The sequence below is a fragment of the Salinisphaera orenii subsp. orenii MK-B5 genome, assembly GCF_003788635.1.
In the GTDB taxonomy this organism is placed as follows: Bacteria; Pseudomonadota; Gammaproteobacteria; order Nevskiales; family Salinisphaeraceae; genus Salinisphaera; species Salinisphaera orenii.
This window is the reverse complement of the sequence record NZ_AYKH01000043.1, coordinates 112,679-133,445: the sequence shown is the minus strand read 5'-3', so window position 1 is coordinate 133,445 and position 20,767 is coordinate 112,679. Positions and strand designations below refer to the sequence as shown.

Below are 20,767 nucleotides of genomic sequence, written 5' to 3'. Positions count from 1 at the left end.
CGCGGGGACGGCAAACCTTCTATCATCCTGATCGGCGGGCGGGGTGGCCCGCGCAATCCTCGGGGGGACGATGGAACTGTCCGTGTGCTGTCTGGGAACCGGGCGCGGGGCGACCGCGGTCTGGGAGGGCGAGCCCAGCAGCGCCGTCGCGCTGCTGTTCGACGGGCGCCCGGTGCTGCTCGTGGATGTCGGCTTCGGCGTGGTGCGGGCGTGCCGGCACTGGTTGGGCACGGTGCCGGACACGATCCTGGTCACCCACAATCACAGTGACCACGCCGCCGAGCTGCCGGTAGTGCTGCCGCTGGCCGCGGCGGCCGGCCGCCGGCCGCGCGTGATCGCCGCGCCGGCGGTGGTCGAGCGGCTGCAGCGGCATCGGCTGCACGAACTGCGCAGCACCGGCCGGCCGCTGGCGGATTTCTGCGAACTGGTCGCGGCCGACGGCCCGGTGACGCTCGCCGACGGGCTGACGATCACCCTGCTGCGGGCGCGCCACAGCGAGCCGAGCTGCGGCTTCATGCTGTGGGACGGGGACCGGCCGCTGCTCGCCTATGGCGGGGATTCGGCCTTCTCGACGGCCTACTACGCGCGCCTGTTCGAGGCGCCCACGGTGATTCTCGATGCCCGTGCCACGGGCAACGCCGAACACGCCGGCTTCGGCGCGGTGGCCGCCTACATCGCGGCCTATCCCGACACGGTGGTCCGGATCACCGGTTACGGCACGCGCGCCCAGGCCCCGGCGGGGCTGGCGGCTTTCGCCCCCGGCGACCGATTGTCGCTGGGCGCTGAGCCGTGAGCAGCGTCGCGCTCGTCGAGCGTTTCATCGTGCTCTGCTTCTGGCTGTCGCCCTATCGCTGGGTGGACGCGCTGCTGGAGGCCGGCGAGAGCGCGAACCAGCGCGGCGGCCGCGACACCGCGGGTCTGCGGGCCGCGCGGTACGCGCTTTCCGAGCTCTACATCGTGGCCTGGCTGGTACTCGGCGTCGGCCTGTGGCTGGCTCAGGCGAGTCTGCCGGCGTGGCTGATCTGGCCGGCGCTGCTGCGGGTCTTCGGCATTCTGGACAAGGAGCTGGGCGTGATCCTGTTCGGCCGCTGCAAGATCACCGCGGGCCGGCAGGTCGCCGCAACCGGCCGGACGATCGTGCTGGCGCTGGAAAACTACGTCGCGGCGGCGTTTCTGATGGCGTTCGTGCATACCAAGGCCGGCCGCTTCGGCGAGGCGGCGACCGGGCTGGCGCCGGGCGATGCGCTGATCCAGTCGCTGTCGATCCAGTTTTCGTTGACGCCCGCGTTCACGCCGGCCGACGGGATCGGCTGGGCGTTGGTCCTGTATCAGAGCGGATTCGCCTTTCTATTCAGCCTGATCGTGATCTCGTTGTTCGTCTCGCTGCTGGAGTTCGGTGCGAGCCGGCACTGACGACCACGCGCAGGCGTTCGGGCCCGGCTGTGCAATCCCGGGCCGGTTGCGTACCCTTGAGGCATGCTGACCCCGCCATAGCACCCGATCACTCCGCCGGCGCCCGTGCCTAAAGCCACGGCGCGCGGGCGATGCGTGGCGGCGGCCGGTCCCCTGTCAGCGTTTCGTCATCCGGTCCTGTCTGCGCCGCGGACTTGCTTTTGCCGCCGGCGACCGGGTTTCCGGGTAACGACTGCATTCGGCGCTCGTCGCCTCCGACGGATGCCCCGCCACTTTCTCTGTTCAGCGCCTGCTGCGCCGCGTGTACCGGCGATGGCCGTGCAGCGGTCGCCCGGCACGACGTGCCCGGTGCTTCCAGCCTTCGAGTGGATGAGACGATGCCCGAGACCGACCGACGCCGCGACGCCACGCTGGCCCCCGTCAAGGCCACCTACGAGACCTGGGGGCGCGAGGATCCGTTCTATGCGGTGCTCACCTCCAAGCGGCGTCGCGGCAATCAGTGGGACCCCGAGGTCTTCTTCGATCGCGGTCGCCGGGAAGTCGACGACGTCATCGACTACGTCGACGGCCTGTCGCTGCGCCCGGGGACGGCGCGGGCTCTGGATTTCGGCTGCGGCGTCGGGCGGCTCACGTTCGCGCTGGCCGACCGTTTCGACGAAGTCGTCGGCGTGGACATCGCCGAATCCATGGTCGACTGCGCGCGCCGGTGGAACGATCGGGGCGAGCGCGTTCGGTTCGTGGCCAACGCGCGGGCGGATCTATCCCTGTTCGCGGACGACAGTTTTGACTTCGTCTACAGCAGCATCACTCTGCAGCATGTTCCGCCGGAGGCGGCGGCGAACTATGTGCGCGAATTCTTCCGGGTGCTCCGGCCGGACGGCGTGGCCGTGTTCCAGATGCCGAACGGCCCGCGGATCGAGCCAGGCAGTCTGCGCTGGCGGGCCTACAACCTGCGCCGCCGCGTATTCCGCCGCTGGTGGAAACGTCTGCGCGGAATCCCCGCCTACGAGATGCACTGGATCGCGCGCTCGCGCATGACCGAAGTCGTCGATGACGGGGGTGGCGAACTCGTCGACGTGCAGGACCTGAGCGGTGGCCGATCGATCAATCTGCGCTACTGCGCGGTCGTGCGGGTGGGCGTCAAGACCTGCCTGGTCGTGATTCTTCTCTGATCGCCCGGCCCGCCCGCCGGCCGCGATCCGCTCCGGTCTCGGTGCTCTGGGGTGCGGGCGCAGTCACCGTATGGCGCGCCAAGGCGGCGGCGCTTGCCTCCGGCGAGGCCGCCGTCCCGGCGCGTTCTGCAGTTGCCATCGACAGATCGACGCCGTGCTGCGGCCCGTGGGCCATGCCGTGACGCGTATCGCCGCGGCACGCGATCGGGTGTAAGAGAAACCGACACTGTATCGAGATGCGCCGAGACGCGAGGCCGCGTTGCGGCAACCCCTTGCGGCTCAAGATGTTCCCGAAAGTGCGGAATGCTCGGTTTCGCGTCTGCCGGCTCGCGGGGCGGTCGCGGCGAAGCCTTGGGCCGGGAAAGTGTCGGAAAAGAATGCACTGGCGTGGCGTTTGGGCCCAAGCCTTTTGAAAATACATTATGAAATCATGGGTCTTCGCTCATGGCACACAAGTTGCTGAGATGCAGGCGTGAACCGAGATGTGCAGGTCGCGTCTCAAACACACAACGGAAGAAGGACCTGACTGTTTCTATGTCTTGATAACCGGGTGAAAGCCATGAAAGTCAAAAATATTCTGCTTGGAAGCGCGCTCGTCGCGCTGGCGGCTGCCGGGGGTACGGCCCTGGCTGCTCCGACGCTGACCTTCGATGATCCGGGTATACGCGGCGGCACCGTTAGCTATGACGGCGACGGCGGTGTGCTCACGGGAACCGATATCCGTTTCAACAGCATCGACTTCAGTGGCGGCATAGCCCCGAACGAGAGTTCACTGACCTGCAGCGGGTGTCTGCTGAACTTCACGACCGGCGCCAACACCATTGAAGGTAGCGATACCGCCGACTATGAGTTCGCCGCCGGTGGGGAGTTCGTTCTGACCGGATCTGCGCTGGATTCCTCGAATACGGTGATCGCTAACGGCATCCTGCTGACCGGTACCTTCACGGACCGGCCGACGGCGATACCGTCGAATTTGAATCCGAACACGCCCCCGGGCACGGTCAACGTCAGTGGCTTCGGTCTCGACACCAAGCATGAGGACTTGCTGGCGTACTTCGGCATCGATCCGGATACGTCCTTCATCTTCTCGTCGACGAATATCGCCCTCGGAACGACGAGCTTCCAGGATAATGGTGGCTTCAGCGGCACGGTGAACAACGCCGATATCGTCAACAGCGGCACGCCGCCGGTCGCCGTGCCTGAGCCGGGTGAAATCGGCCTTCTGGGCTTCGGTCTCGCCCTGCTGCTGACGGGCATCGGCCTGCGCCGCAGCCGCTCGCTCTGAGCGCCGATAGCAACGTGGCGTTCTAGCGGGTACGGCATATAAGCCGGACTCTGCTGCCACGGCTCTTCACGGCACCGTTCGGGATTTCCGGACGGTGCCGTTTTTCTTTCGGGCTTCCGACGTGCTGGGCGGCGCAGGCCGTTGCGTGTTGGAGAGCCGGCCATGCCGCCACGGCCCTCCGAGCGCGTCGAAAAGCGCCACTCGTACGGCGACGGCGCCTGCGAGATCTTTGCTACGGGGTGACCCACGGCCGACACGGCCCACTCCTGCAATTCGGTCCCTTGAACCATTCGCACGGGGCGTCTGCAACGACCGTCCCGCGTAGTAGATGATAGCGGCCGGATCTCTCTCGATGATTTCCGCCGTCCGACTGCGTGGCCCGAAGCGGTTGGTCGGAATCGCGGCTTCTGGATCCCGGGCCGGCGAGTCGTCCTCTGCGGGCAGTAAGTAGCCTTACGGCATGCCGTGTGAGTCTGCGCAGGCCGGCACACGCTGCGGCTTGCCATTCTGCGCCGGAAGGCCAGCGGCGGTGTTGGCGCGGTTTCGAAGCCGACACGGCGGCACTCGGAACGCTATGGCGGGGCGGTAAACGCCTCGCCGGGAGCCACTGGGCGTATCAATGACCTACTACGGCGCGCAGAGCGTCGATGGCTCGCATTGCGACCGCATCAGGCGTTTGAACGCGCGGCGCGCTTCACGGCACGTCGAGACCGGATTCCCGGTTCTTGCACAGGCATCGAGCCGCGGTCGATACGGTAGTCGATAGCCGCGATGGTTGACCGGGAGAGGCCCGCGAGCCCGGTGCGGTGCACGTGCCGTACGCTCATGCAAGGCAGCCGGATATGGCTGGCAGGCCGCCGTTATCGGCAGGCAGGTAGGAGGCCCTCCGCGCACAGCGGAGGGCCTTGTCGTGGTGGGCTCAGCGCGAGCGGGGGACGACCGCGAAGTTCGGCAGATTGTCGTAGTCCGGCTTGACGTTTCGGTCCTCGAATATCCGCCATGCGGCGGCGCCGTCGGGGTGGCCGCTGTCGACGGCCATGGCCAGACCGGGCTGCATGTTGGCAGGGAAGCCGGTCGTGGAGTTGGCATAACCGACCATCTCGCCCGCCTGGTAACTCGTACCCTCCATATTAGCCATGCGCAGACGCATCCGGGCACTGTTGCAGCGCGTGCCGACCAGTTCGGGGAAGTTGGTGGCGTAGACTTCCTCGAGGCTGTCGTAGTCGTCCGCGCCGCGATTCGGGCGGATCTGCAACGAATAGGAGGAGGCCTCGAGCCAGCAATATCCCTCGGTCGGGTCGTCCTGCCAACCTGTCATGCGTCCGATCTGGAAATCGGCCAGCCAGCCGACCAGTTTTTCAGCGCCGGGCATGCGCTGTTCGGCGGCGTGCCCGGCCGCCCAGGTGAAGAAATCTGCCTGCCAGGGGGCGATGCCGACGCGCTCTCGACCACCGCTCGGGTAGATCACCGCGCCGTAGTTGTTGATCACGTGCAAGGGGCTGCGGTCGCTGTCCACGAACGTGTCGTTGTAGTCGTCGAGGACGTGGTCGACGATTTGGGTGAAGTAGGACTTCAGCGGATCGTCGTCCGGGGTCGCGAACGCTGCGTCCGAGAGACTGCGCAGCGACCAGGCCTGCCCGCGGACCTGACTCTGGGCGCCGCGCAGGGTGCCCTTCTTGTAGTCCCGATAGTTCGGATTCGCCCAGAGCTGCACGTAGGAGGCGACGAACTGCATCTCCTCGAGATAGTAGAAATCGCCCGTGACGAGGTAGGGCACATAGCCTATCGACGGATGGTGCGCGATATCGAAAGCGTAGGGGTTGTTGCAGTCGCCCTGACAGTCGGGGAGCAGATCACGCTGGTAGTTGGAGCCGGCGCGCTGCGCGTAGCTGCGGTTGGCGATCGTGACGTAGGGGTGGCGCGTGATCTCCAGCGGACGGCCGGTCTCGCGGTCGCGATAATGGACGCTGTAGCTGCCGATGGCATCGTCGTTGGCCAGCATCCAACGGAACGCGCGCCGATCGCCGGAGACCGCGTAGGCCGAGGTCCAGCGCGGCAGCGGGCCGATGGCCGACTGTGATCCGGTGGTGGGCATATAGTCGGTCTGATCGCCGTTATTCATCGGCGCCACGGACTGGCGCACGGAGTTGAGCAGTCCGTTCGTCGGCTCGACGTCGGCGTACTGCGAGATCGCGCCCGTGGATTGCAGGTAGTCGGTGTCGATTCGGGCGTACAGGCCCGGATCGTCGTTCCACCACAGCACCCGATGCCAGCGCGCCTGCCGATAATGCTTGAGGCCGTTGTTGCGATACTGCTCGTCGCCGACTTCCAGGGTGACGTTGTACTGAGCGTTGCGCGTCTCGTCCGGATAGGCCCAGTTGTTCTCGATCACGGTATCGACACGGGCCCGCTCGATCTCGCCGTTGTCGTCGGCGTAGGCGCGGATGTGGAAATAGGCCGCGAGCCTTGGTGATTCGCCGCTGGCGCCCTCGATCGGGCCGCCGACGATCCATTCCGAGACCTGGGGCCCGGACAGCCACTGCTTGCACTGACGGCCCCAGTCCGAGCAGCCGCCCGATGACGCGGCGACGTCGTTGAGCAGATCGCGCGCATCGACGGTATAGCGCGTGCCGCGGGCCTTGATCTCGACCCGGGCGCTGAAATCACTGGCGAGCAGGGCGCCGATGCGCAGCGGCGAACCCGCGGCGTCCTCGTCGCCCTCGACCCGTGCGAGATCGATGCGGGTATCATTGCCCGAAGGCGCCACCCGGGTGGAGATCACGGCGTGACGCAGGGAACCGTCGTCCCAGCGCGCCTTGGCGTCGACCTGCGTCGGCAGCAAACGGTCACCCACACGGGCATGGACCGAGTCGTTTTCGGGCACGGCGCCCCGCGCGAAGACTTGTCCGAAAGTCAGCGGTGCGGTGCCACTGCTCGATCGGCCGGTGCGAATGGCCCGTACGGAGACCACCGTGTCGCCTACGTCACCGGGGTCGGTATCGCTCGTCGGTGGGGTCTGTTCGTCGTCCTGGTCGCCGTTCTCGCCTTCGTCCGAGTCCTGGTTCGAATCGTCTTGATCCGAATCGTCCTGGCCGCCCGTATCGCCGTCATCCGAGGCGTTGGTGCCGTATTCGCCGGCGGTCCCATAACCGGTGATTTCGGGCATCCCGGCGCCTGGTGATGCACCATTGGAACCTGACGAATAACCGTCGGAGCTGGCTGCATAGCCGTTCGAGCTTGCAGACGAAGCGTTCGAGGAGCCGCTATACGAGCCGGCGGTCCCGGCGGCGGAATAAGAGGGGGCGGCCGAAGCCGGGGCGAGCGCCGAACCGGCGGCCACAAGGCCGCCGATAAGCCACCACCGAAACATTGCTCCACGCATGGGCTGTCCGTCCGTTTGTTGCAGAAAGAGTGATGTGCAGTACGCCGCTGTCTCCGTCGGTCGGAAAGGCGGACAGCGGGCACCGAAATGCGGATGAGGCAACCCGGCCGCCATGACGCTGGGTTACAGCGTGTTAGACCCGTGGTTTTGCGCGGCCGTCTTTCGACGGCGATGCCCTTGGTCTGCTGTGCGAAACTAAGAACTAGGTTCGACCCTGTCAAATACGTCTGCACAGCCCAGTTGATGACGGACAATCGGTTGGCCGCCGGTAACGCGTGTGCAAGCTGTCGGGAAATATTACGCAAGTCGTCGTCGGGCAATCTCTTGCGTCAATATAGTATATTTAAAACAAATGGTTGCGATCTTGGTCCCGATCTTGCTCTCGCTCGCGTTACAACACCTTCCTAGTAGAGTTAGTCAATGATTCCCAATGCGCTCCCCGCTCTGGCTTCGCATCGTCGTGGTTGGCTTCGGTGTGGCGCATCGCTGCTGCTGACAGTCGTCGCGGTCTCCGCCCAGGCGGCGGTGATTCCGGCCGGTGCGGACACCTTCGGCGCCGATGCGTCGCGTATCGATTTCAACGAAGTGCCTCTGGGTACCGCGAACCCGATCTATACCCCGGCCGATGGGGCGGCGAACCGTGGCAGCGTCAGCTTCGGGGGTTATTTCAGCGGCCAGTCGCGCGGCAACGTGGCCGAATGCGGCGCCAGCACCGCCTGCGTCAGCGGCACGCCGAATACCGGCCTGAGCTTGGACCTGCAGTCGTCGTCCACCGTGACCGTCACCGATAGCGCGAGCAGCAACAATCCGGTGCTCACCGGTCTGCCGTTGTTCAACGGCCCGATCTCCATACTATTCGGCGCCGACCAGGCCGGCGTCGGCCTGTCCGTCGGCTTCATCAACGCCATCGGCGCCGAGCGGCTTACCGCCTTCGATCGCGAGGGCAATGTGCTCGGCTCGATCACCAACGATGCCCTCGGCTATTCCGTGCTGGCACTGGTGACCGATGACGGCAGCAACGATATCGCCGGTGTCCAGCTGACCGCCACACTCGCGGCCCAGGGCTTCGCGCTCGAGAACATGCTGTTCGGCCAGCAGGACCAGCTGCTGAATCTGCCGTCGCCGGGTGATGGCGACGGCATGGATGTGGCCGAGCCGGATTCAATCGGCCTGTTCGTACTGATGGGCGGCCTGATGGCGCTGGTCGCCCTGCGCCGCCGCCGGACCTAGGCTGCGCCGGCGGCCGTCCTGCGCTGGAAACCTCGGCCGGCAGCCGGTGCCGGCCGGGGGCGATCCCCGGCACTGCCTAGGCCGCGTCCGTGCCGCCCACCCAGGCGCGTCGGCCCGCGCCGAGCCCCAGGATCATCGAAGCCGCGGCGATCAGGCACAGGGCCACGCCCACCGCCCGCCAGCCGCCGAAGGCCTCGTGTAGCAGCCCGACCAGCAGTGGGCCGGCGGCCGCGAGCATATAACCCACCCCCTGCGCCATGGCCGACAGGTCCGCGGCGGTGTCGGCATCGCGTGCGCGCACGGCGATCAGCGTCAGGCCCATGGCGAAGCTGCCGCCCTGGCCGAGCCCGAGGATGGCGATCCACAGCCAGACGCTTGCCAGCGGCGCGAAAATGCAGCCGGCCACGCCGATCATCACCAGCGCCATCACGCCCGCGCTGACCGCGCGCTGATCACGCATGCGGGCGCCGAGCGCCGGCGCGGCGAGTGCCGATATCAGCTGAACCAGGATGGAACAGGACAGCGCCAGTCCGGCGGTGACCGGCGCCAGCCCCCGGTCGGCCAGAATCGTGGGCAGCCAGCCGAACACGCTGTAGGCCAGCGCGGACTGGCTGCCCATGAACAGCGTGACCTGCCAGGCCAGCGAGTCCCGCATCAGACGGGTGCGCGGTCCGGCGTGGCGGGTGGCTGCTGCCGGCGCCCGGGGCTGCAGCCCCCAGATCACCGCGGCGGCGAGCGCCGGTATCAGCCAGAGCGCCAGCGCGCCGCGCCAGGCCTCGCCGAGAATCAGCCGGAGCGGTTCGGTCGCGCCCGCGGCGGTCGCTGCGCCCAGGCACAGCGTCATCGTGTAAAGCCCGGTCATGGCGCTGACGCGCTCTGGAAAATCCCGCTTGACCAGCCCCGGCAGCAGCACCCCGAGCACGCCGATGCAGCCGCCGGCCAGCGCGGTGCCCGCGAACAGGCCCGGCGTGCCGGTATAGGGACGCACCAGCAGCGCCAGCGCCAGCACGAGCAGGGCGGCGAGCACCGCGCGTTCCGCACCGAGGCGGCGCGCGGCCCGCGGCGCAACGGGTGCGGCGAGGCCGAGACAGAGCACCGGCAGCGTGGTCAGCAGCCCCAGCATCGCCGGTGACAGCGCCAGACTTTCACCGATGCGCTGCAGCACTGGCGATACACTCGTAAGCGCCGGCCGCAGATTGAGTGCGACCAGCAACAGCGCGACCAGCGTCAGGCCGAGCCGTCGGCGATCGCGGTCCTCGCGTGATGCGGTGGCCATGCCGTGTCTCTCCGGTGATGGCGGTACGGGCGCCGGTACCGCGTGCGGGCGCGCATTGTCGACAGTCGTCGCGTGGCGGGCAAGTGACGGCGTCCGGCCGGCGAGGCCGGATTGCCCCGGGACCCCGAGCAGGGCGTGCTCGGGCCGATGTCGCAGTGTCGGGGATCAGCCGGCGAGTGCTGTTCCGGGCGATACGAGCCGTCGTTCTGGCGTGTCGAGCCGCGTGGTCTTTGCGGTGCCGCGAGCGCCGCGTCGTGTGGTCGGAGCTTGCGCGTGACGATCGCGCGGATCTTTCCACGGGCGCCCTTGGGATCAATGGGTCAACGCAACACGCTGATCGAAGGACTCGGTAGGCATCATGATCGAACGCGGGCGCGCGGTGTGTCAGCCGACGCCGTCGGGCAGCGGGTGGCGACGCTCGGCCGTGCCCGCCTTGGCCACCTGGCCGGGCACCTCGTGGCCGACCAGCGCCGGCAGGTCGCGGGCCACGCGCAGCAGGGCGTCGAGATCGACGCCGGTGGCCACGCCCATCTGTTCGAACATGTGCACGAGATCCTCGCTGCAGACGTTGCCGGTCGCACCCGGTGCGAAGGGGCAGCCGCCGAGGCCGCCGAGTGCGGCGTCGAAGCGCGTCACCCCGGCCTCGAAGCCGGCCAGGGCGTTGGCCAGCCCCATGCCGCGGGTGTTGTGCAGATGCAGGGTCAGTTCCAGCCGCGGCCATGCGGCGATCAGCTCGCGGCACAGGGCAGCCACCTGGCGCGGATTGGCCATGCCGGTGGTGTCGCAGAGGGTCACGCCGTGGATGCCCAGTGCGGCGATGCGAGCGACGATATCGCGCACGCGTGCAGGGTCGACCGGGCCCTCGAACGGGCAGCCGAAGGCGGTGGAGATGGAGACGTTGAGGCGCGCACCGGCGGCCCGGCCGGTGTCCGCCATGGCGGCGAAGCGGGCCAGCGAATCCGCCGCGGTCAGGCGCAGGTTGGCCCGGCCGTGGCTGTCGCTGGCCGACATCACGAAGTTGAGTTCGTCGGTGCCGGCAGCCAGCGCCCGCGCCACCCCGAGGGCGTTGGGAACGAGCGCGATATACGACACGCCAGGCGTACGGTCGATGCCGGCCATCACCCGATCGGCGTCGGCGAGGTTTGGGATCGCTTTCGGCGAGGTGAAGGATGTGACCTCGATCCCGGCGAATCCGAGCGGCGACAGGGCGTCGATGAGCGCGATCTTGTCCGCCGTGGGCACGAAGCCGGGCTCGATCTGGAAACCGTCGCGCGGGGCGACCTCGTTGATGAACACGCGTTCGCTCATGCTCGATCTCCGGTGTCGGGATCGTGGAGCACGCCGGCGGCGTGCAGGCGCTGCTGGGTGGCGCGGTCGATGCCCAGCTCGTCGAGCACGGCGCGTGTGTGTTCGCCGAGCGCCGGGCCGCCGCCGCCCACGCGGCCCGGCGTGCGCGACAGCCGCGGCAGCACCGCCGGTACCCGCAGCGATTCGCCGTCGGCGGTGGTGATCGTCTCGATCATGTGGCGGGCGGCGTAGTGGGCGTCCTCGACGATGTCCCTGGCCGTGTAGGGCCGGCCGCAGGGCACGCGGGCGGCCTCCAGCACCTCCAGCACACGAGCGCGGTCGTTTTGACGCGTCCAGGCCTCGATGGCCGCATCGATACGCGCGGCGTGCCGGGTGCGGCCGTCGTTGTGGGCCAGGGCCGGCTCCGCGCCGAGATCGTCGCGCCCGATCGCGGTCATCAGCCGCTTGAAGATGGAGTCGCCGTTGCCGGCGATGAGCACTTCGGTGCCGTCTGCGCAGCGGTAGGCGTTCGACGGGGTGATGCCGGGCAGGGCGCTGCCGCCGGGCTCGCGGATGATGCCGGCGCCGTCGTATTCCGGAATCAGCGATTCCATCATGCCGAACACGGATTCGTAGAGGGCGACATCGATGTACTGGCCGCGGCCCGACTGCCGGCGTTCGGCGAGCGCGAGCAGGGCGCCGATGACACCGTAGAGCGCCGACAGCGAATCGCCGATGGACACGCCCACCCGTACCGACGACTCGCCCGGATGGCCGGACAGATAGCGCAGCCCGCCCACGGCTTCGCCGATGACGCCGAAGCCGGGCAGGTCGCGATACGGGCCGGTCTGGCCGTAGCCGGAGATCCGGACCATGATCAGGCGGTCGTTGATCGCTGCCAGATCCGCCCAGCCGAGCCCCCATTGTTCCAGCCGGCCGGGACTGAAGTTCTCGACCACGATATCGGCCTCTGCCGCCAGCCGGCGCACGATGTCCTGGCCCTCCGCGGACTTCAGGTCCAGCGAGACGGAGCGCTTGTTGCGGCTCTGGACGTGCCACCACAGCGAGGTGTCGCCGCGCATGACCCGCCAGCGCCGGAGCGGGTCGCCGGTGCCCGGCGGCTCGATCTTGATGACATCGGCGCCGAATTCGCCGAACAGCTTGCTGGCGAAGGGGCCGGCGATGAGCTGGCCGAGTTCGAGCACCTTGAGGCCCGCCAGCGCCATCGGCCTGTTCTGGGGTGCGGGGTCGGTCATCTCGTCGGTGGCATCGGTGGGCGATCCCTCGAGCCTAGTCAGCGGCGGCGCGGCCGACAATCAGCCGATCGCGGATCAAGGCTTCGTATTCGGCGTAGGCGCGGTGTCACTCGTGGTCGTCGGCCGCGGTCAGGTGGTCGACCATCTCGCGGGCGATCACCGGCAGCGTGGCGTAGTCGCGCATGCCCAGCCACAGGGTGCGTTCGGCCCAATCGTCGGCCAGCGGTACGACGGTGAGCGGGCGCGCCGCGGTGGGCGTCACCGCGCCCGCGGGCAGCACGCCGACGCCCATGCCGTGGGCGATCATCCGGCAGATGCCCTCGAAACTGCGTACCTGAATACGCAGCCGCAGCGGCGTGTCGAGGCCGCGGGCGGCTTCGGCCAACAGCCCGTGCAGGGAGGCGTTGTGCTGCAGGCCGATGATGTCGTAGGGCAGGGCGTCGGCCAGCGACGCGGTCGCGCGCCCGGCGAGCGGGTGGTCGTGCGGGGTGACCAGCACCAGCTGGTCGCGACGGTAGACCCGGCGTTGCAGCTCGGCCGCCGCCGGGGTGTCGGCGAACACGGCGATGTCGGTCCGGCCCTCGCGTACCGCCTGGGCCGCCTCGCTGCTGACCCGCTCCTGCAGGTCGATCTTGATCGCCGGGTGGGCGCGGGTGAAGGTCGACAGATCGTGCGGCAGGAACTGGATGATGGCCGAGGTGTTGGCGTCCAGACGCACGTGTCCGCGCACGCCGCGGCTGTATTCGCTCAGCTCGGCGGCGAGCCGGTCCATGTCGTCCAGCAGGCCGCGGGCATGATGCAGCAGTGCGTCCCCGGCCGGGGTCGGTTCGACGCCGCGCGGCCGACGATAGAGCAGGGCGGTGTCCAGTCGCGCCTCGAGGTCGCGCACCCGCTTGCTCACCGCGGCCAGAGCCATGTGCTCGCGCGCGGCCGCGGCGGTCAGGCTGCGTTCGTCGGCGATCGCCACGAACAGGCGCAGGCTGACCGGGTCCAGGTCGCGCATCAGCGGGCGCCGGGCCGGCGGCGCGGTGTCGGCCGCGCGGCGTTTGCGGTTTCGTGTTTCACGAAGTCACCCTTGCGCATCGCATGATTGTCGCCGCGCGTGCGCGGCAGCCATGCTCGAAGACAACCGCTGCATCACAGCGCGGCCGGGCGTGCGGGTCAAGCCGCGGTCCGTGTCCAGCGCGATGGCCGGCGGCACAACAAACGGCCCGGCCGTGAAGTCGGGCCTCGAACATCGGGCGTGCGTTGCGCCGAAGGAGGAGTCGATGAGAGCGCGAAAGGAGCCGGTGCGCAGCCCGGCGGTGTGGATCGGATTCGTGGTGCTGATGGCGCTGATCACGCCATGGTACTTCCCGGCCGGTTCGTTCGAGCCGCTGCTCTGGGGTGTGCCGTACTGGGCCTGGATCATCCTCGCGGCGTCGCTGGCGCTGTCGTGTTTCGTGGCGTGGGTGGTCTGCTGCCAATGGGACATGGGCACCGACGACGATCCCGAGGCGTAGGCCATGGAGCTCGCATTCGGCGGCGCGGCCGGCATCGCGGTACTGCTGGCCTATGGCGGGCTGATGCTCGCGGTCGGCCTGATCACGTATCTGCGCAACCGCCATATCCACGAAAGCCTGGACGAGTACTATCTCGGCGGCCGCGGCCTGGGCGTGATGGTGCTGTTCTTCACCTTCTTCGCCACCCAGTACAGCGGCAACACCGTCATCGGCTATCCGCCCACGGCCTACCGCATCGGCTACCAGTACCTGGTGTCGGTGCCGTTTTTTATCTGCATCATCGCGGTCTATCTGTTCTTCGCCCCGCGGCTGTACGCGCTGGGCCGGCGTTTCTCGCTGCTCACGCCGGTGGACTGGATCGACATGCGATTCAGGTCGCGGGCGGTCACCATTCTGGCGTCCATCCTCATGCTCTACGCGCTGGGCAACTATCTGCTGGAGCAGTTCGTGGCCATCGGCCAGGGGGTGTCGGGGCTGACCGGCGGCACCATCCCGTATCAGGTCGGGGTGGTGTTCTTCATCGTGATCATGGTCGCCTACAGCTGGCTCGGCGGCATGCGGTCGGTGGCCTACACCGACACCATCCAGGGTATCGCCCTGCTTTTCGGTGTGTTCATGCTGCTGCTCGGCTCGCTGATCTACTTCGGCGGCCCGGGGACGGCCGCCGAAGTGATGCGGCGCGAGGCGCCGGACAAGCTCGGCGCCCCGGACGCCGCGGGCGTGGCCCATTGGTTCTCGCTGATCGCGCTGGTGGGGATCGGCGCGGCGGTCTATCCGCACGCGGTCCAGCGCATCTTCTCGGCCCGGAGCGAGGCCACCCTCAAGCGCTCGTTCATCCGCATGGCCTTCATGCCGTTCGCCACCGCCGCCGTGGTCTTCTTCGTGGGCATCATCGGCATCGCTGCGTTCCCGGGGCTGTCCACGGGTGAGTCGGAGCAGCTCGTCGGTCGCATCGCCAACGCGCTGGCCACGCGTCACGTGGTCTTCTACTGGGCCATGGTGCTGCTGTTCGGCGGCGTGATCGCGGCGATCGTATCCACCGCGGATTCGGTTCTGCTGACGTTCTCGTCGATCGTGTCGAACGATCTGTACGGTCGTTTCGTCGACCGCGACGCCTCCGAACACCGCAAGATCCGGGTTGGCAAGCTGGTCGGTCTGGCCGCCGTGGTCGTGCTGGTGATCATCGCCTGGTACCCGCCGGGCACGCTCTACCGTATCTTCGTGCTCAAGTTCGAGTTGCTCATCCAGGCCGCGCCCGCGCTCATTCTGGGCTTGTACTGGGTGCGGCTGAACACGCGTGCAGTGTTCGCCGGCATGCTCGCCGGCACGCTGCTGGCCTCGGCGATGACGTTCGCGGACTGGACGCCGCTGGGGGTGTTCAGTGGCCTCTGGGGCCTGCTGCTCAATCTGGCGATCTGCGTGCTGGGCAGTCTGTTGCTGGGGGTGAAACGCGCGGACGAGGCCCACGCCGTCGAGGTCATCGGCATGCGCTGATACGGCCCGCGTCTAGCCGCGCCGGCGCACGGCCTCTACGATCGCCGCATGCGCGGGCAGGGCCAGCCCGCAGGTATCGGCCTGACGCAGGAGCCAGCCGTTGATGGCCTCGATCTCGGTGGCGGCGCCGCGCGCCATGTCCGCCCGCATCGACGAGGTGTTGTCGGCAGTGGCGCGGGCGATGGCCTGCACGCCGGCCAGCGAGTCGCCCGGCCAGGTCGGGTCGAGGCGGGCCAGCAGCCGGTCCGCTTCGGTGGCGAGTTCGGCCGCCTGCCCGGCGAGACGGGCGTCGGTGACCAGCGCGCCGTTGGGTACGTCGTGGAGCGCGGTCAGCGGGTTGATGACGGCATTGGCCACCAGCTTGCGCCACTGCCGATAACGGATGTCCGCCGCCCATTGCAGCCCCGGCCAGTGGTCGGCCAGAGACTCGAACCAGGCCGGCGGCACCGCCGAGCCGCCCATCCAGGTCCGGTTGTCGGCCACGATCTCGTGGGCGTCACGCCGGCCCTTGACCGCCGCGGTGGTCACCGCCTCGATCAGGCAGGCCCGGTCCGGCAGCCGGCCGTCGAGCGTGCCGATACCGTTCTGCAGGCGGATCACCGTCGAGTCGGCGGCCAGGCGACAGCGGGCCAGTGCGGTGTCGGTGAACGGCGTCTTGCAGGCGACAACGACATGCGACAGCGGCGCGCTCAGCGCGGCGGGCGAGGCGACGGGCAGACGCAGCATGGTGCGGTCGCGGCCGTCGGCGCGGGTGAAACGTGCGTGTACCGCCGTGGCCTGCGTGGCGCGTATCACGCTCACGCGGTGTCCGGCCGCGAGGAGATGACGGGCCGCCCAGGTGCCGATATGGCCGGCGCCCAGCAGATGCCAGTGGGGTGTCTCGGTCCGGCTCATCATGGCTCACAGCCTATACGAGCACGGCGATGGGCGGAGCCGGCGGGCTGCTGTAGAGGTGTGCCGGTTCATGGGCGAATCGGGCGCCCGGGCTGGACAACGCTCGCGTCCGGCCCGTAACCGGGCGCCGCGACACCGCGTTCTGCTCTGGTGCCGGCCTCGGGGCGGCATCGTCGGCCCCGGTGGCCGGCGCGGCGGTGTCAGGTCAGCGCCTCGAAATGCAGGCCGGCGTCGTTTTCCAGGCGCTCGACCAGGGTGTCGCCGAAGATCGTGGCCGGCGTCCAGAAACCGCCGGCGGTGGCGGTGTCGATGTCGCGGGCCAGGCAGACGGCGGCTTCGCCGAGCATCTTCGAGGTGGAGCCGTAGCCGGGATCGCGATCGCCCACGACCTTGATCGCCAGTTTCTCGCCGGCCTCGGTCTCGCCGAAGAAACGGATGTCGTAGAAGCCGTTTTCCTGCGCCTGTGACGAGGGGCCCTCGCCGGGCCCGGGCAGCACGAAGCGCTCCAGCAGACGGCGGGTGGGTGCGAGCGCGACGCCGGCCATGAAGCCGCCTAGGGCAGCGGTCAGGGCGTAGGCACGCAGCCGGCCGCGGGCGCCGCGGCCCATCATCTGGGCCTCGTCGTAGCGAAAATCCGCGCCGTAGGCCTGCTTCGACAGGGCGTTGCTGCGCTGGACCACGCGGGTGTTGATGGCGGCCATGACGAACGGCGCGACCCAGGCACCGGCATCGGTATCGAACGTCGGGCCTTTGACGTCGGGCTGGCGTGTCGCCGGCCGGTATGTCGCCGGGCAGAGCGCGTAGGGATCGGCCAGCGCGCGGCGCAGGTCCGGGTCGGCGCGCATCTCGCGGGCGACGTTGACCAGGCTGGCGACGGTGCCGCCGGAAAAGGTGCCGCGCATGGCCTTGACCCGCATCTTCACCCGCGTGCAGGGGGCGCCGAAGCGCTGCCGCGCCGTGCGCTGAAGATAGTGCACGCCGAGGTCGGAGGGCAGCGAGTCGAAGCCGCAACAGTGCACGATGCGGGCGCCGCTTTCCGCAGCGGTCGCCTCGTAGCGTTCTATCATGCGCCGGATCCACTGCACCTCGCCGGTGAGGTCGCAGTAGTCCGTGCCGGTCTCGGCACAGATCCGCACCAGCGTCTCGCCGTAGAGGGCGTAGGGGCCGACGGTGGACACCACCACCCGCGCGCGCTCGCAGAGTGCCTCGAGCGCGGCCGGATCGGCGGCGTCGGCCACGATCAGCGGCACGTCGTCGCCGGCGCCTACCTCGTCGCGCACCGACTCCAGCCGGCTCTGCGAGCGGCCGGCCATGGCCCAGTCCAGGTCGTCGCCGTACCGATCCGCGAGATAGGCGCAGGTCAGGCGGCCGACGAAACTGGTCGCGCCGAAGACCACGACCTCGTGCTGCGTTGTCTCCATGAGAGCGTCCCCGAGTCGATTGAGGTGCCCAATCTACTAGATTCGGGGCACGCCGCGGCAGGCGCTTGGCCGCGAACAGCGCCTCGCGTAAGCTTCCCGCAGCCCCGCTTCTAGGTCCGATATGGCCCAGCACGACGAGACCGGCCGCCCGCGCCGGGACGCCTCCGGCGACGATCCGGACACCATCGACTTCGGCTACGAACGCGTCGCCCGCGGCGAGAAGCAGCGCCGTGTCGGCGCGGTGTTCGACTCGGTGGCCGACAACTACGACCTGATGAACGATCTGATGTCGATGGGCATCCATCGGGCGTGGAAGCACTTCACCCTGGAACTGGCGGCGGTGCGCCCGGGCGAGCGGGTGCTGGACCTGGCCGGCGGCACCGGCGACCTCGCCACCGGGTTCGCGCGCCGCGCGGGCCCCGACGGCCGCGTGCTGCTCTCCGACATCAACCCCGCCATGCTGGCGCACGGGCGCGACCGGCTCATCGACGCCGGCATTGTCGACAACGTCGACTATTGTCTGGCCAACGCCGAGCGGCTGCCGTTCGCCGACGACACGTTCGACTGCGTGTCCATCGGCTTCGGGCTGCGCAACGTCACCGACAAGCCGGCCGCGCTGGCCGAGATGCGACGCGTGACCCGGCCCGGCGGCCGCGCGATCGTGCTCGAATTCTCCAAGCCGGCGGTGCCGGGGCTGGACAAGCTCTACGATATCTACTCGTTTTCGGTACTGCCCTGGCTGGGCCGCAACGTCGCCGGCGACGAGGCCTCCTACCGCTATCTCGCGGAGTCGATCCGCATGCATCCGGACCAGGACACGCTGCGCGAGATGATGCGCACGGCCGGCCTGGTGCGCTGCGGCTATCACAACCTCACCGGCGGCATCGTCGCCGTCCATCGCGGTTACAGCCCGTGACCGAGTACCGCAGCCTGCCCACGCCGGCACTCGGGGCGGTGGAGATCGCGCTGGCCCGCTATCTCGGCAGCGATGCCCGCGCGCTCGAGCGCTGCGCGGCGCTGGCCGGATGCGCGCTGGAGCTGCGGCTGTCGGATCTGGGGCTGCGGCTGGTGTTCGTGGCCGAGGATCACGGCATGCAGGTGTGCGCGGCGCCGCCGGAGGCCGCGGACGTGACGCTGACCGGGGCGAGCATGGTCTTCGGACGGCTGCTGTTCTCCGGCGGCCGCGAAGGCCTGATGGGCGCGGGCCTGCGCATCGAGGGCGACGTCGGCGTCGCCCAGCGTTTCGCCGACCTGTTCTCGGCCGTGGACTTCGACATCACCGACATCGTGGACGCCCGCTTCGGCCCGGTGCCGGCCTATGTCCTCGGCCGCGGGCTGGCCTCGGCGCGGGCGCTGGTCGCGCGCGCGGCCCGCGAGGTGCCCGAGCAGGCCGCGGAATATCTGCGGGAGGAATCGCGCGATGTCGTCGGCCGCTGGGAGCATGACGTCTTCGCCGGCGAGGTCGAGACGCTGCGCGACGACGTCGACCGGCTGGGCGCGCGGCTGCGGCGACTGCGGGGCGCCCGCTGATGCTGTCCCGCAGCCGCCGCATGCTCGAGATCCTGCGCACCGCCCGCCGTTACGGTCTGGGCGAGCTGATGGGCGATGCCGCACCCACCTGGCTGCTCGGCAGGCCGCGCGATTTCGACGAGCCGCTGAACGTGCGTCTGCGCCTGGCGCTGGAAGCGCTCGGCCCGGTCTTCGTCAAGTTCGGCCAGACGCTGTCGACCCGGCGCGATCTGCTGCCCGAAGGCATGGCCGAGGAGCTGTCGAAGCTTCAGGACGATGTGCCGCCGTTCGAGGGCGCCGAGGCGCGCCGGCTGATCGAGGCGGCCTACGGCCACTCGCTCGAGGTGTTCTTCGAGTCCTTCGAGACCGAGCCGATGGCCGCGGCCTCGATCGCCCAGGTGCACGCCGCGCGTCTGCACCCGCGTGCCGGCGAGGCGGCCGGCCGCGAGGTCGTGGTCAAGGTGCTGCGCCCGGACGTGCACGAACGCATCGACCGCGACATCGCCGTGCTCTATCGCCTGGCCGGTCTGGCCGCGCGCTTTCACCCGGAGGCCCGGCGGCTGCGCCCGGTCGAGATCGTGGCCGAGTACGACCGCATCATCACCGACGAGCTGGATCTGATGCGCGAGGGCGCCAACGCCAGCCAGCTCGGGCGCAACTGGGCCGGCTCGGATTTGATCGTGCATCCGGAGATATTCTTCGACTACAGCACCGAGAGCGTGCTGGTCATGGAGCGCATGCACGGCATCCCCATCGACGACGTCGAATCGCTCACCGCGGCGGGCGTGGATTTCAAGGTGCTGGCCGAGCGCGGCGTGGAGATCTTCTTCAAGCAGGTCTTTCGCGACAATTTCTTCCACGCCGACATGCATCCCGGCAATATCTTCGTGGACGTCACCCACCCGCATCGGCCGCGCTACATCGGCCTGGATTTCGGCATCGTCGGCTCGCTGACGAGCGCGGATCAGCGCTATCTGGCCGAGAACTTCCTGGCGTTTTTCAATCAGGACTACAAGCGCATCGCCGAGCTGCACATCGAATCCGGCTGGATGCCGGCCGATATCCGGGTCGAGGAATTCGAGGGCGCGATCCGCACGGTCTCCGAGCCGATCATGAACAAGCCGCTGGCCGAGATTTCCTTCGGACTGTTCCTGGTCCGGCTGTTCCGGATCGCGCGCCGCTATCGCTATCAGGTCCAGCCGCAGTTGGTGCTGCTGCAGAAGACCGTGCTCAACGTCGAGGGTCTCGGGCGCGATCTCTATCCGCAGCTGGATCTCTGGTCCACGGCCAAGCCGGTGCTCGAGGAATGGATGCACCACCGCGCCAGCCCGCGGGTTGCCGCCGAGCGGCTGCGTCGCCAGGCGCCGCAGATCATGGACAGTCTGCCCGGTCTGGTCGCGACCGTAGTCAAGCGGCTGGACGAGGGCAGCACTCCGGCCGCCCGCGAACTCGAGCGCGCGCTCGGCGACATCACCCACGAGCTGCGTACGGCGCGGCGCGCCATGCGCTGGACCGTCGTCGGCACCGGGCTCGTGGTCTCGGCGGCGGTCCTGGCGATCTATGCGCCTGCCCCGGCCTGGCTGACGGGCCTCGGCGCGGTCGCGGGTCTGGCCTGCTGGGTACGCGCCTGGCGGGGCTGACCCGGC

Annotated in this window: 17 protein-coding genes and 1 riboswitch; of the genes, 10 read left to right on the top strand and 7 right to left on the bottom strand. The window is 68.8% G+C overall.

The features are described 5' to 3' along the window. The first annotated feature begins 70 nt into the window (after nucleotides 1–70). From SAOR_RS15985 to SAOR_RS15970, 4 genes are all read left to right on the top strand, one after another. Entirely contained in the window at nucleotides 71–793 is a 723-nt protein-coding gene (locus SAOR_RS15985) for an MBL fold metallo-hydrolase (RefSeq protein ID WP_123632291.1), read from the top strand. After that, nucleotides 790–1,413 (top strand): hypothetical protein, encoded by a 624-nt coding sequence (locus SAOR_RS15980; RefSeq protein ID WP_123632290.1) that lies wholly within the window; start codon nucleotides 790–792, stop codon nucleotides 1,411–1,413. The genes SAOR_RS15985 and SAOR_RS15980 overlap by 4 nt, the downstream gene beginning before the upstream one ends. A gap of 377 nt (nucleotides 1,414–1,790) precedes the next feature. Continuing rightward, a complete protein-coding gene (locus tag SAOR_RS15975) occupies nucleotides 1,791–2,585 on the top strand; it encodes a class I SAM-dependent methyltransferase (RefSeq protein WP_185015735.1) in 795 nt (264 codons plus the stop codon). 559 nt (nucleotides 2,586–3,144) lie between these two features. Further along, nucleotides 3,145–3,870: a PEP-CTERM sorting domain-containing protein gene (locus SAOR_RS15970; protein ID WP_123632288.1), complete on the top strand. Its 726-nt coding sequence runs from the start codon at nucleotides 3,145–3,147 to the stop codon at nucleotides 3,868–3,870. Between the two features lie 919 nt (nucleotides 3,871–4,789). Here the strand turns inward: SAOR_RS15970 and SAOR_RS15965 are convergent. Continuing rightward, nucleotides 4,790–7,036, bottom strand: coding sequence for a hypothetical protein (locus SAOR_RS15965; RefSeq protein ID WP_123632287.1), 2,247 nt, complete (start codon nucleotides 7,034–7,036; stop codon nucleotides 4,790–4,792). A 310-nt stretch (nucleotides 7,037–7,346) separates the two neighbouring features. Beyond that, nucleotides 7,347–7,438: riboswitch (cyclic di-GMP riboswitch) on the bottom strand. 234 nt (nucleotides 7,439–7,672) lie between these two features. On the opposite strand from SAOR_RS15965, the gene SAOR_RS15960 reads away from it, so the two are divergent. After that, nucleotides 7,673–8,482, top strand: a complete 810-nt coding sequence (locus SAOR_RS15960) for a PEP-CTERM sorting domain-containing protein (protein ID WP_123632286.1) — start codon at nucleotides 7,673–7,675, stop codon at nucleotides 8,480–8,482. Nucleotides 8,483–8,558: 76 nt separating this feature from the next. On the opposite strand, the gene SAOR_RS15955 is transcribed toward SAOR_RS15960, so the two are convergent. The 4 genes from SAOR_RS15955 to SAOR_RS15940 form a co-directional block, all read right to left on the bottom strand. Beyond that, on the bottom strand, nucleotides 8,559–9,758 hold the full coding sequence (locus SAOR_RS15955; RefSeq protein ID WP_123632285.1) for a CynX/NimT family MFS transporter: 1,200 nt from the start codon (nucleotides 9,756–9,758) through the stop codon (nucleotides 8,559–8,561). Nucleotides 9,759–10,142: 384 nt separating this feature from the next. Beyond that, nucleotides 10,143–11,066, bottom strand: a complete 924-nt coding sequence (locus tag SAOR_RS15950; RefSeq protein WP_123632284.1) for a hydroxymethylglutaryl-CoA lyase — start codon at nucleotides 11,064–11,066, stop codon at nucleotides 10,143–10,145. Beyond that, complete coding sequence (locus SAOR_RS15945; protein WP_185015734.1) at nucleotides 11,063–12,301, bottom strand: CaiB/BaiF CoA transferase family protein; 1,239 nt, start codon at nucleotides 12,299–12,301, stop codon at nucleotides 11,063–11,065. Before SAOR_RS15945 ends, SAOR_RS15950 begins: the two co-directional genes overlap by 4 nt. 106 nt (nucleotides 12,302–12,407) lie before the next feature. Further along, nucleotides 12,408–13,304 (bottom strand): LysR family transcriptional regulator, encoded by an 897-nt coding sequence (locus SAOR_RS15940; protein WP_123632283.1) that lies wholly within the window; start codon nucleotides 13,302–13,304, stop codon nucleotides 12,408–12,410. A 265-nt stretch (nucleotides 13,305–13,569) separates the two neighbouring features. Between SAOR_RS15940 and SAOR_RS15935 the strand changes: the two genes are divergently transcribed. Both SAOR_RS15935 and SAOR_RS15930 read left to right on the top strand, forming a co-directional pair. Continuing rightward, nucleotides 13,570–13,803: a hypothetical protein gene (locus tag SAOR_RS15935; RefSeq protein WP_123632282.1), complete on the top strand. Its 234-nt coding sequence runs from the start codon at nucleotides 13,570–13,572 to the stop codon at nucleotides 13,801–13,803. Between the two features lie 3 nt (nucleotides 13,804–13,806). Continuing rightward, nucleotides 13,807–15,297 (top strand): sodium:solute symporter family protein, encoded by a 1,491-nt coding sequence (locus SAOR_RS15930; protein WP_123632281.1) that lies wholly within the window; start codon nucleotides 13,807–13,809, stop codon nucleotides 15,295–15,297. A gap of 12 nt (nucleotides 15,298–15,309) precedes the next feature. On the opposite strand, the gene SAOR_RS15925 is transcribed toward SAOR_RS15930, so the two are convergent. Together SAOR_RS15925 and SAOR_RS15920 are read right to left on the bottom strand one after the other, a co-directional pair. After that, nucleotides 15,310–16,194 carry a ketopantoate reductase family protein gene (locus tag SAOR_RS15925; protein WP_221180035.1) on the bottom strand — a complete coding sequence of 295 codons (885 nt, stop codon included), beginning with the start codon at nucleotides 16,192–16,194 and terminating at the stop codon, nucleotides 15,310–15,312. 197 nt (nucleotides 16,195–16,391) lie between these two features. Further along, the gene (locus tag SAOR_RS15920; protein ID WP_123632279.1) at nucleotides 16,392–17,612 is read right to left on the bottom strand and encodes a saccharopine dehydrogenase family protein; all 1,221 of its coding nucleotides are present in this window, start codon (nucleotides 17,610–17,612) and stop codon (nucleotides 16,392–16,394) included. A gap of 121 nt (nucleotides 17,613–17,733) precedes the next feature. Here SAOR_RS15920 and ubiE point away from each other — a divergent pair, with 121 nt between their 5' ends. Genes ubiE through ubiB form a run of 3 tightly spaced genes read left to right on the top strand, consistent with a single transcriptional unit; the run spans nucleotide 17,734 to nucleotide 20,761 of the window. After that, nucleotides 17,734–18,528: a bifunctional demethylmenaquinone methyltransferase/2-methoxy-6-polyprenyl-1,4-benzoquinol methylase UbiE gene (ubiE, locus tag SAOR_RS15915; RefSeq protein WP_123632278.1), complete on the top strand. Its 795-nt coding sequence runs from the start codon at nucleotides 17,734–17,736 to the stop codon at nucleotides 18,526–18,528. Next, a complete protein-coding gene (locus tag SAOR_RS16865; protein ID WP_185015733.1) occupies nucleotides 18,525–19,142 on the top strand; it encodes a ubiquinone biosynthesis accessory factor UbiJ in 618 nt (205 codons plus the stop codon). The genes ubiE and SAOR_RS16865 overlap by 4 nt, the downstream gene beginning before the upstream one ends. Next, complete coding sequence (gene ubiB, locus SAOR_RS15905) at nucleotides 19,139–20,761, top strand: ubiquinone biosynthesis regulatory protein kinase UbiB (protein ID WP_425472129.1); 1,623 nt, start codon at nucleotides 19,139–19,141, stop codon at nucleotides 20,759–20,761. Before SAOR_RS16865 ends, ubiB begins: the two co-directional genes overlap by 4 nt. Nucleotides 20,762–20,767: the final 6 nt, after the last annotated feature.

What these genes read in the sequence shown, in the direction of transcription:
- SAOR_RS15920 (WP_123632279.1), bottom strand. Translation starts at nt 17,612, where the DNA reads ATGGAGACAACGCAGCACGAGGTCGTGGTCTTCGGCGCGACCAGTTTC.
- SAOR_RS15950 (WP_123632284.1), bottom strand. Translation starts at nt 11,066, where the DNA reads ATGAGCGAACGCGTGTTCATCAACGAGGTCGCCCCGCGCGACGGTTTC.
- SAOR_RS15985 (WP_123632291.1), top strand. Translation starts at nt 71, where the DNA reads ATGGAACTGTCCGTGTGCTGTCTGGGAACCGGGCGCGGGGCGACCGCG.
- ubiE (WP_123632278.1), top strand. Translation starts at nt 17,734, where the DNA reads ATGGCCCAGCACGACGAGACCGGCCGCCCGCGCCGGGACGCCTCCGGC.
- SAOR_RS15960 (WP_123632286.1), top strand. Translation starts at nt 7,673, where the DNA reads ATGATTCCCAATGCGCTCCCCGCTCTGGCTTCGCATCGTCGTGGTTGG.
- SAOR_RS15945 (WP_185015734.1), bottom strand. Translation starts at nt 12,301, where the DNA reads ATGACCGACCCCGCACCCCAGAACAGGCCGATGGCGCTGGCGGGCCTC.
- SAOR_RS15925 (WP_221180035.1), bottom strand. Translation starts at nt 16,194, where the DNA reads ATGATGAGCCGGACCGAGACACCCCACTGGCATCTGCTGGGCGCCGGC.
- SAOR_RS15970 (WP_123632288.1), top strand. Translation starts at nt 3,145, where the DNA reads ATGAAAGTCAAAAATATTCTGCTTGGAAGCGCGCTCGTCGCGCTGGCG.
- SAOR_RS15940 (WP_123632283.1), bottom strand. Translation starts at nt 13,304, where the DNA reads ATGCGCGACCTGGACCCGGTCAGCCTGCGCCTGTTCGTGGCGATCGCC.
- SAOR_RS15955 (WP_123632285.1), bottom strand. Translation starts at nt 9,758, where the DNA reads ATGGCCACCGCATCACGCGAGGACCGCGATCGCCGACGGCTCGGCCTG.
- SAOR_RS15965 (WP_123632287.1), bottom strand. Translation starts at nt 7,036, where the DNA reads ATGCCCGAAATCACCGGTTATGGGACCGCCGGCGAATACGGCACCAAC.
- SAOR_RS15975 (WP_185015735.1), top strand. Translation starts at nt 1,791, where the DNA reads ATGCCCGAGACCGACCGACGCCGCGACGCCACGCTGGCCCCCGTCAAG.
- SAOR_RS15930 (WP_123632281.1), top strand. Translation starts at nt 13,807, where the DNA reads ATGGAGCTCGCATTCGGCGGCGCGGCCGGCATCGCGGTACTGCTGGCC.
- SAOR_RS15935 (WP_123632282.1), top strand. Translation starts at nt 13,570, where the DNA reads ATGAGAGCGCGAAAGGAGCCGGTGCGCAGCCCGGCGGTGTGGATCGGA.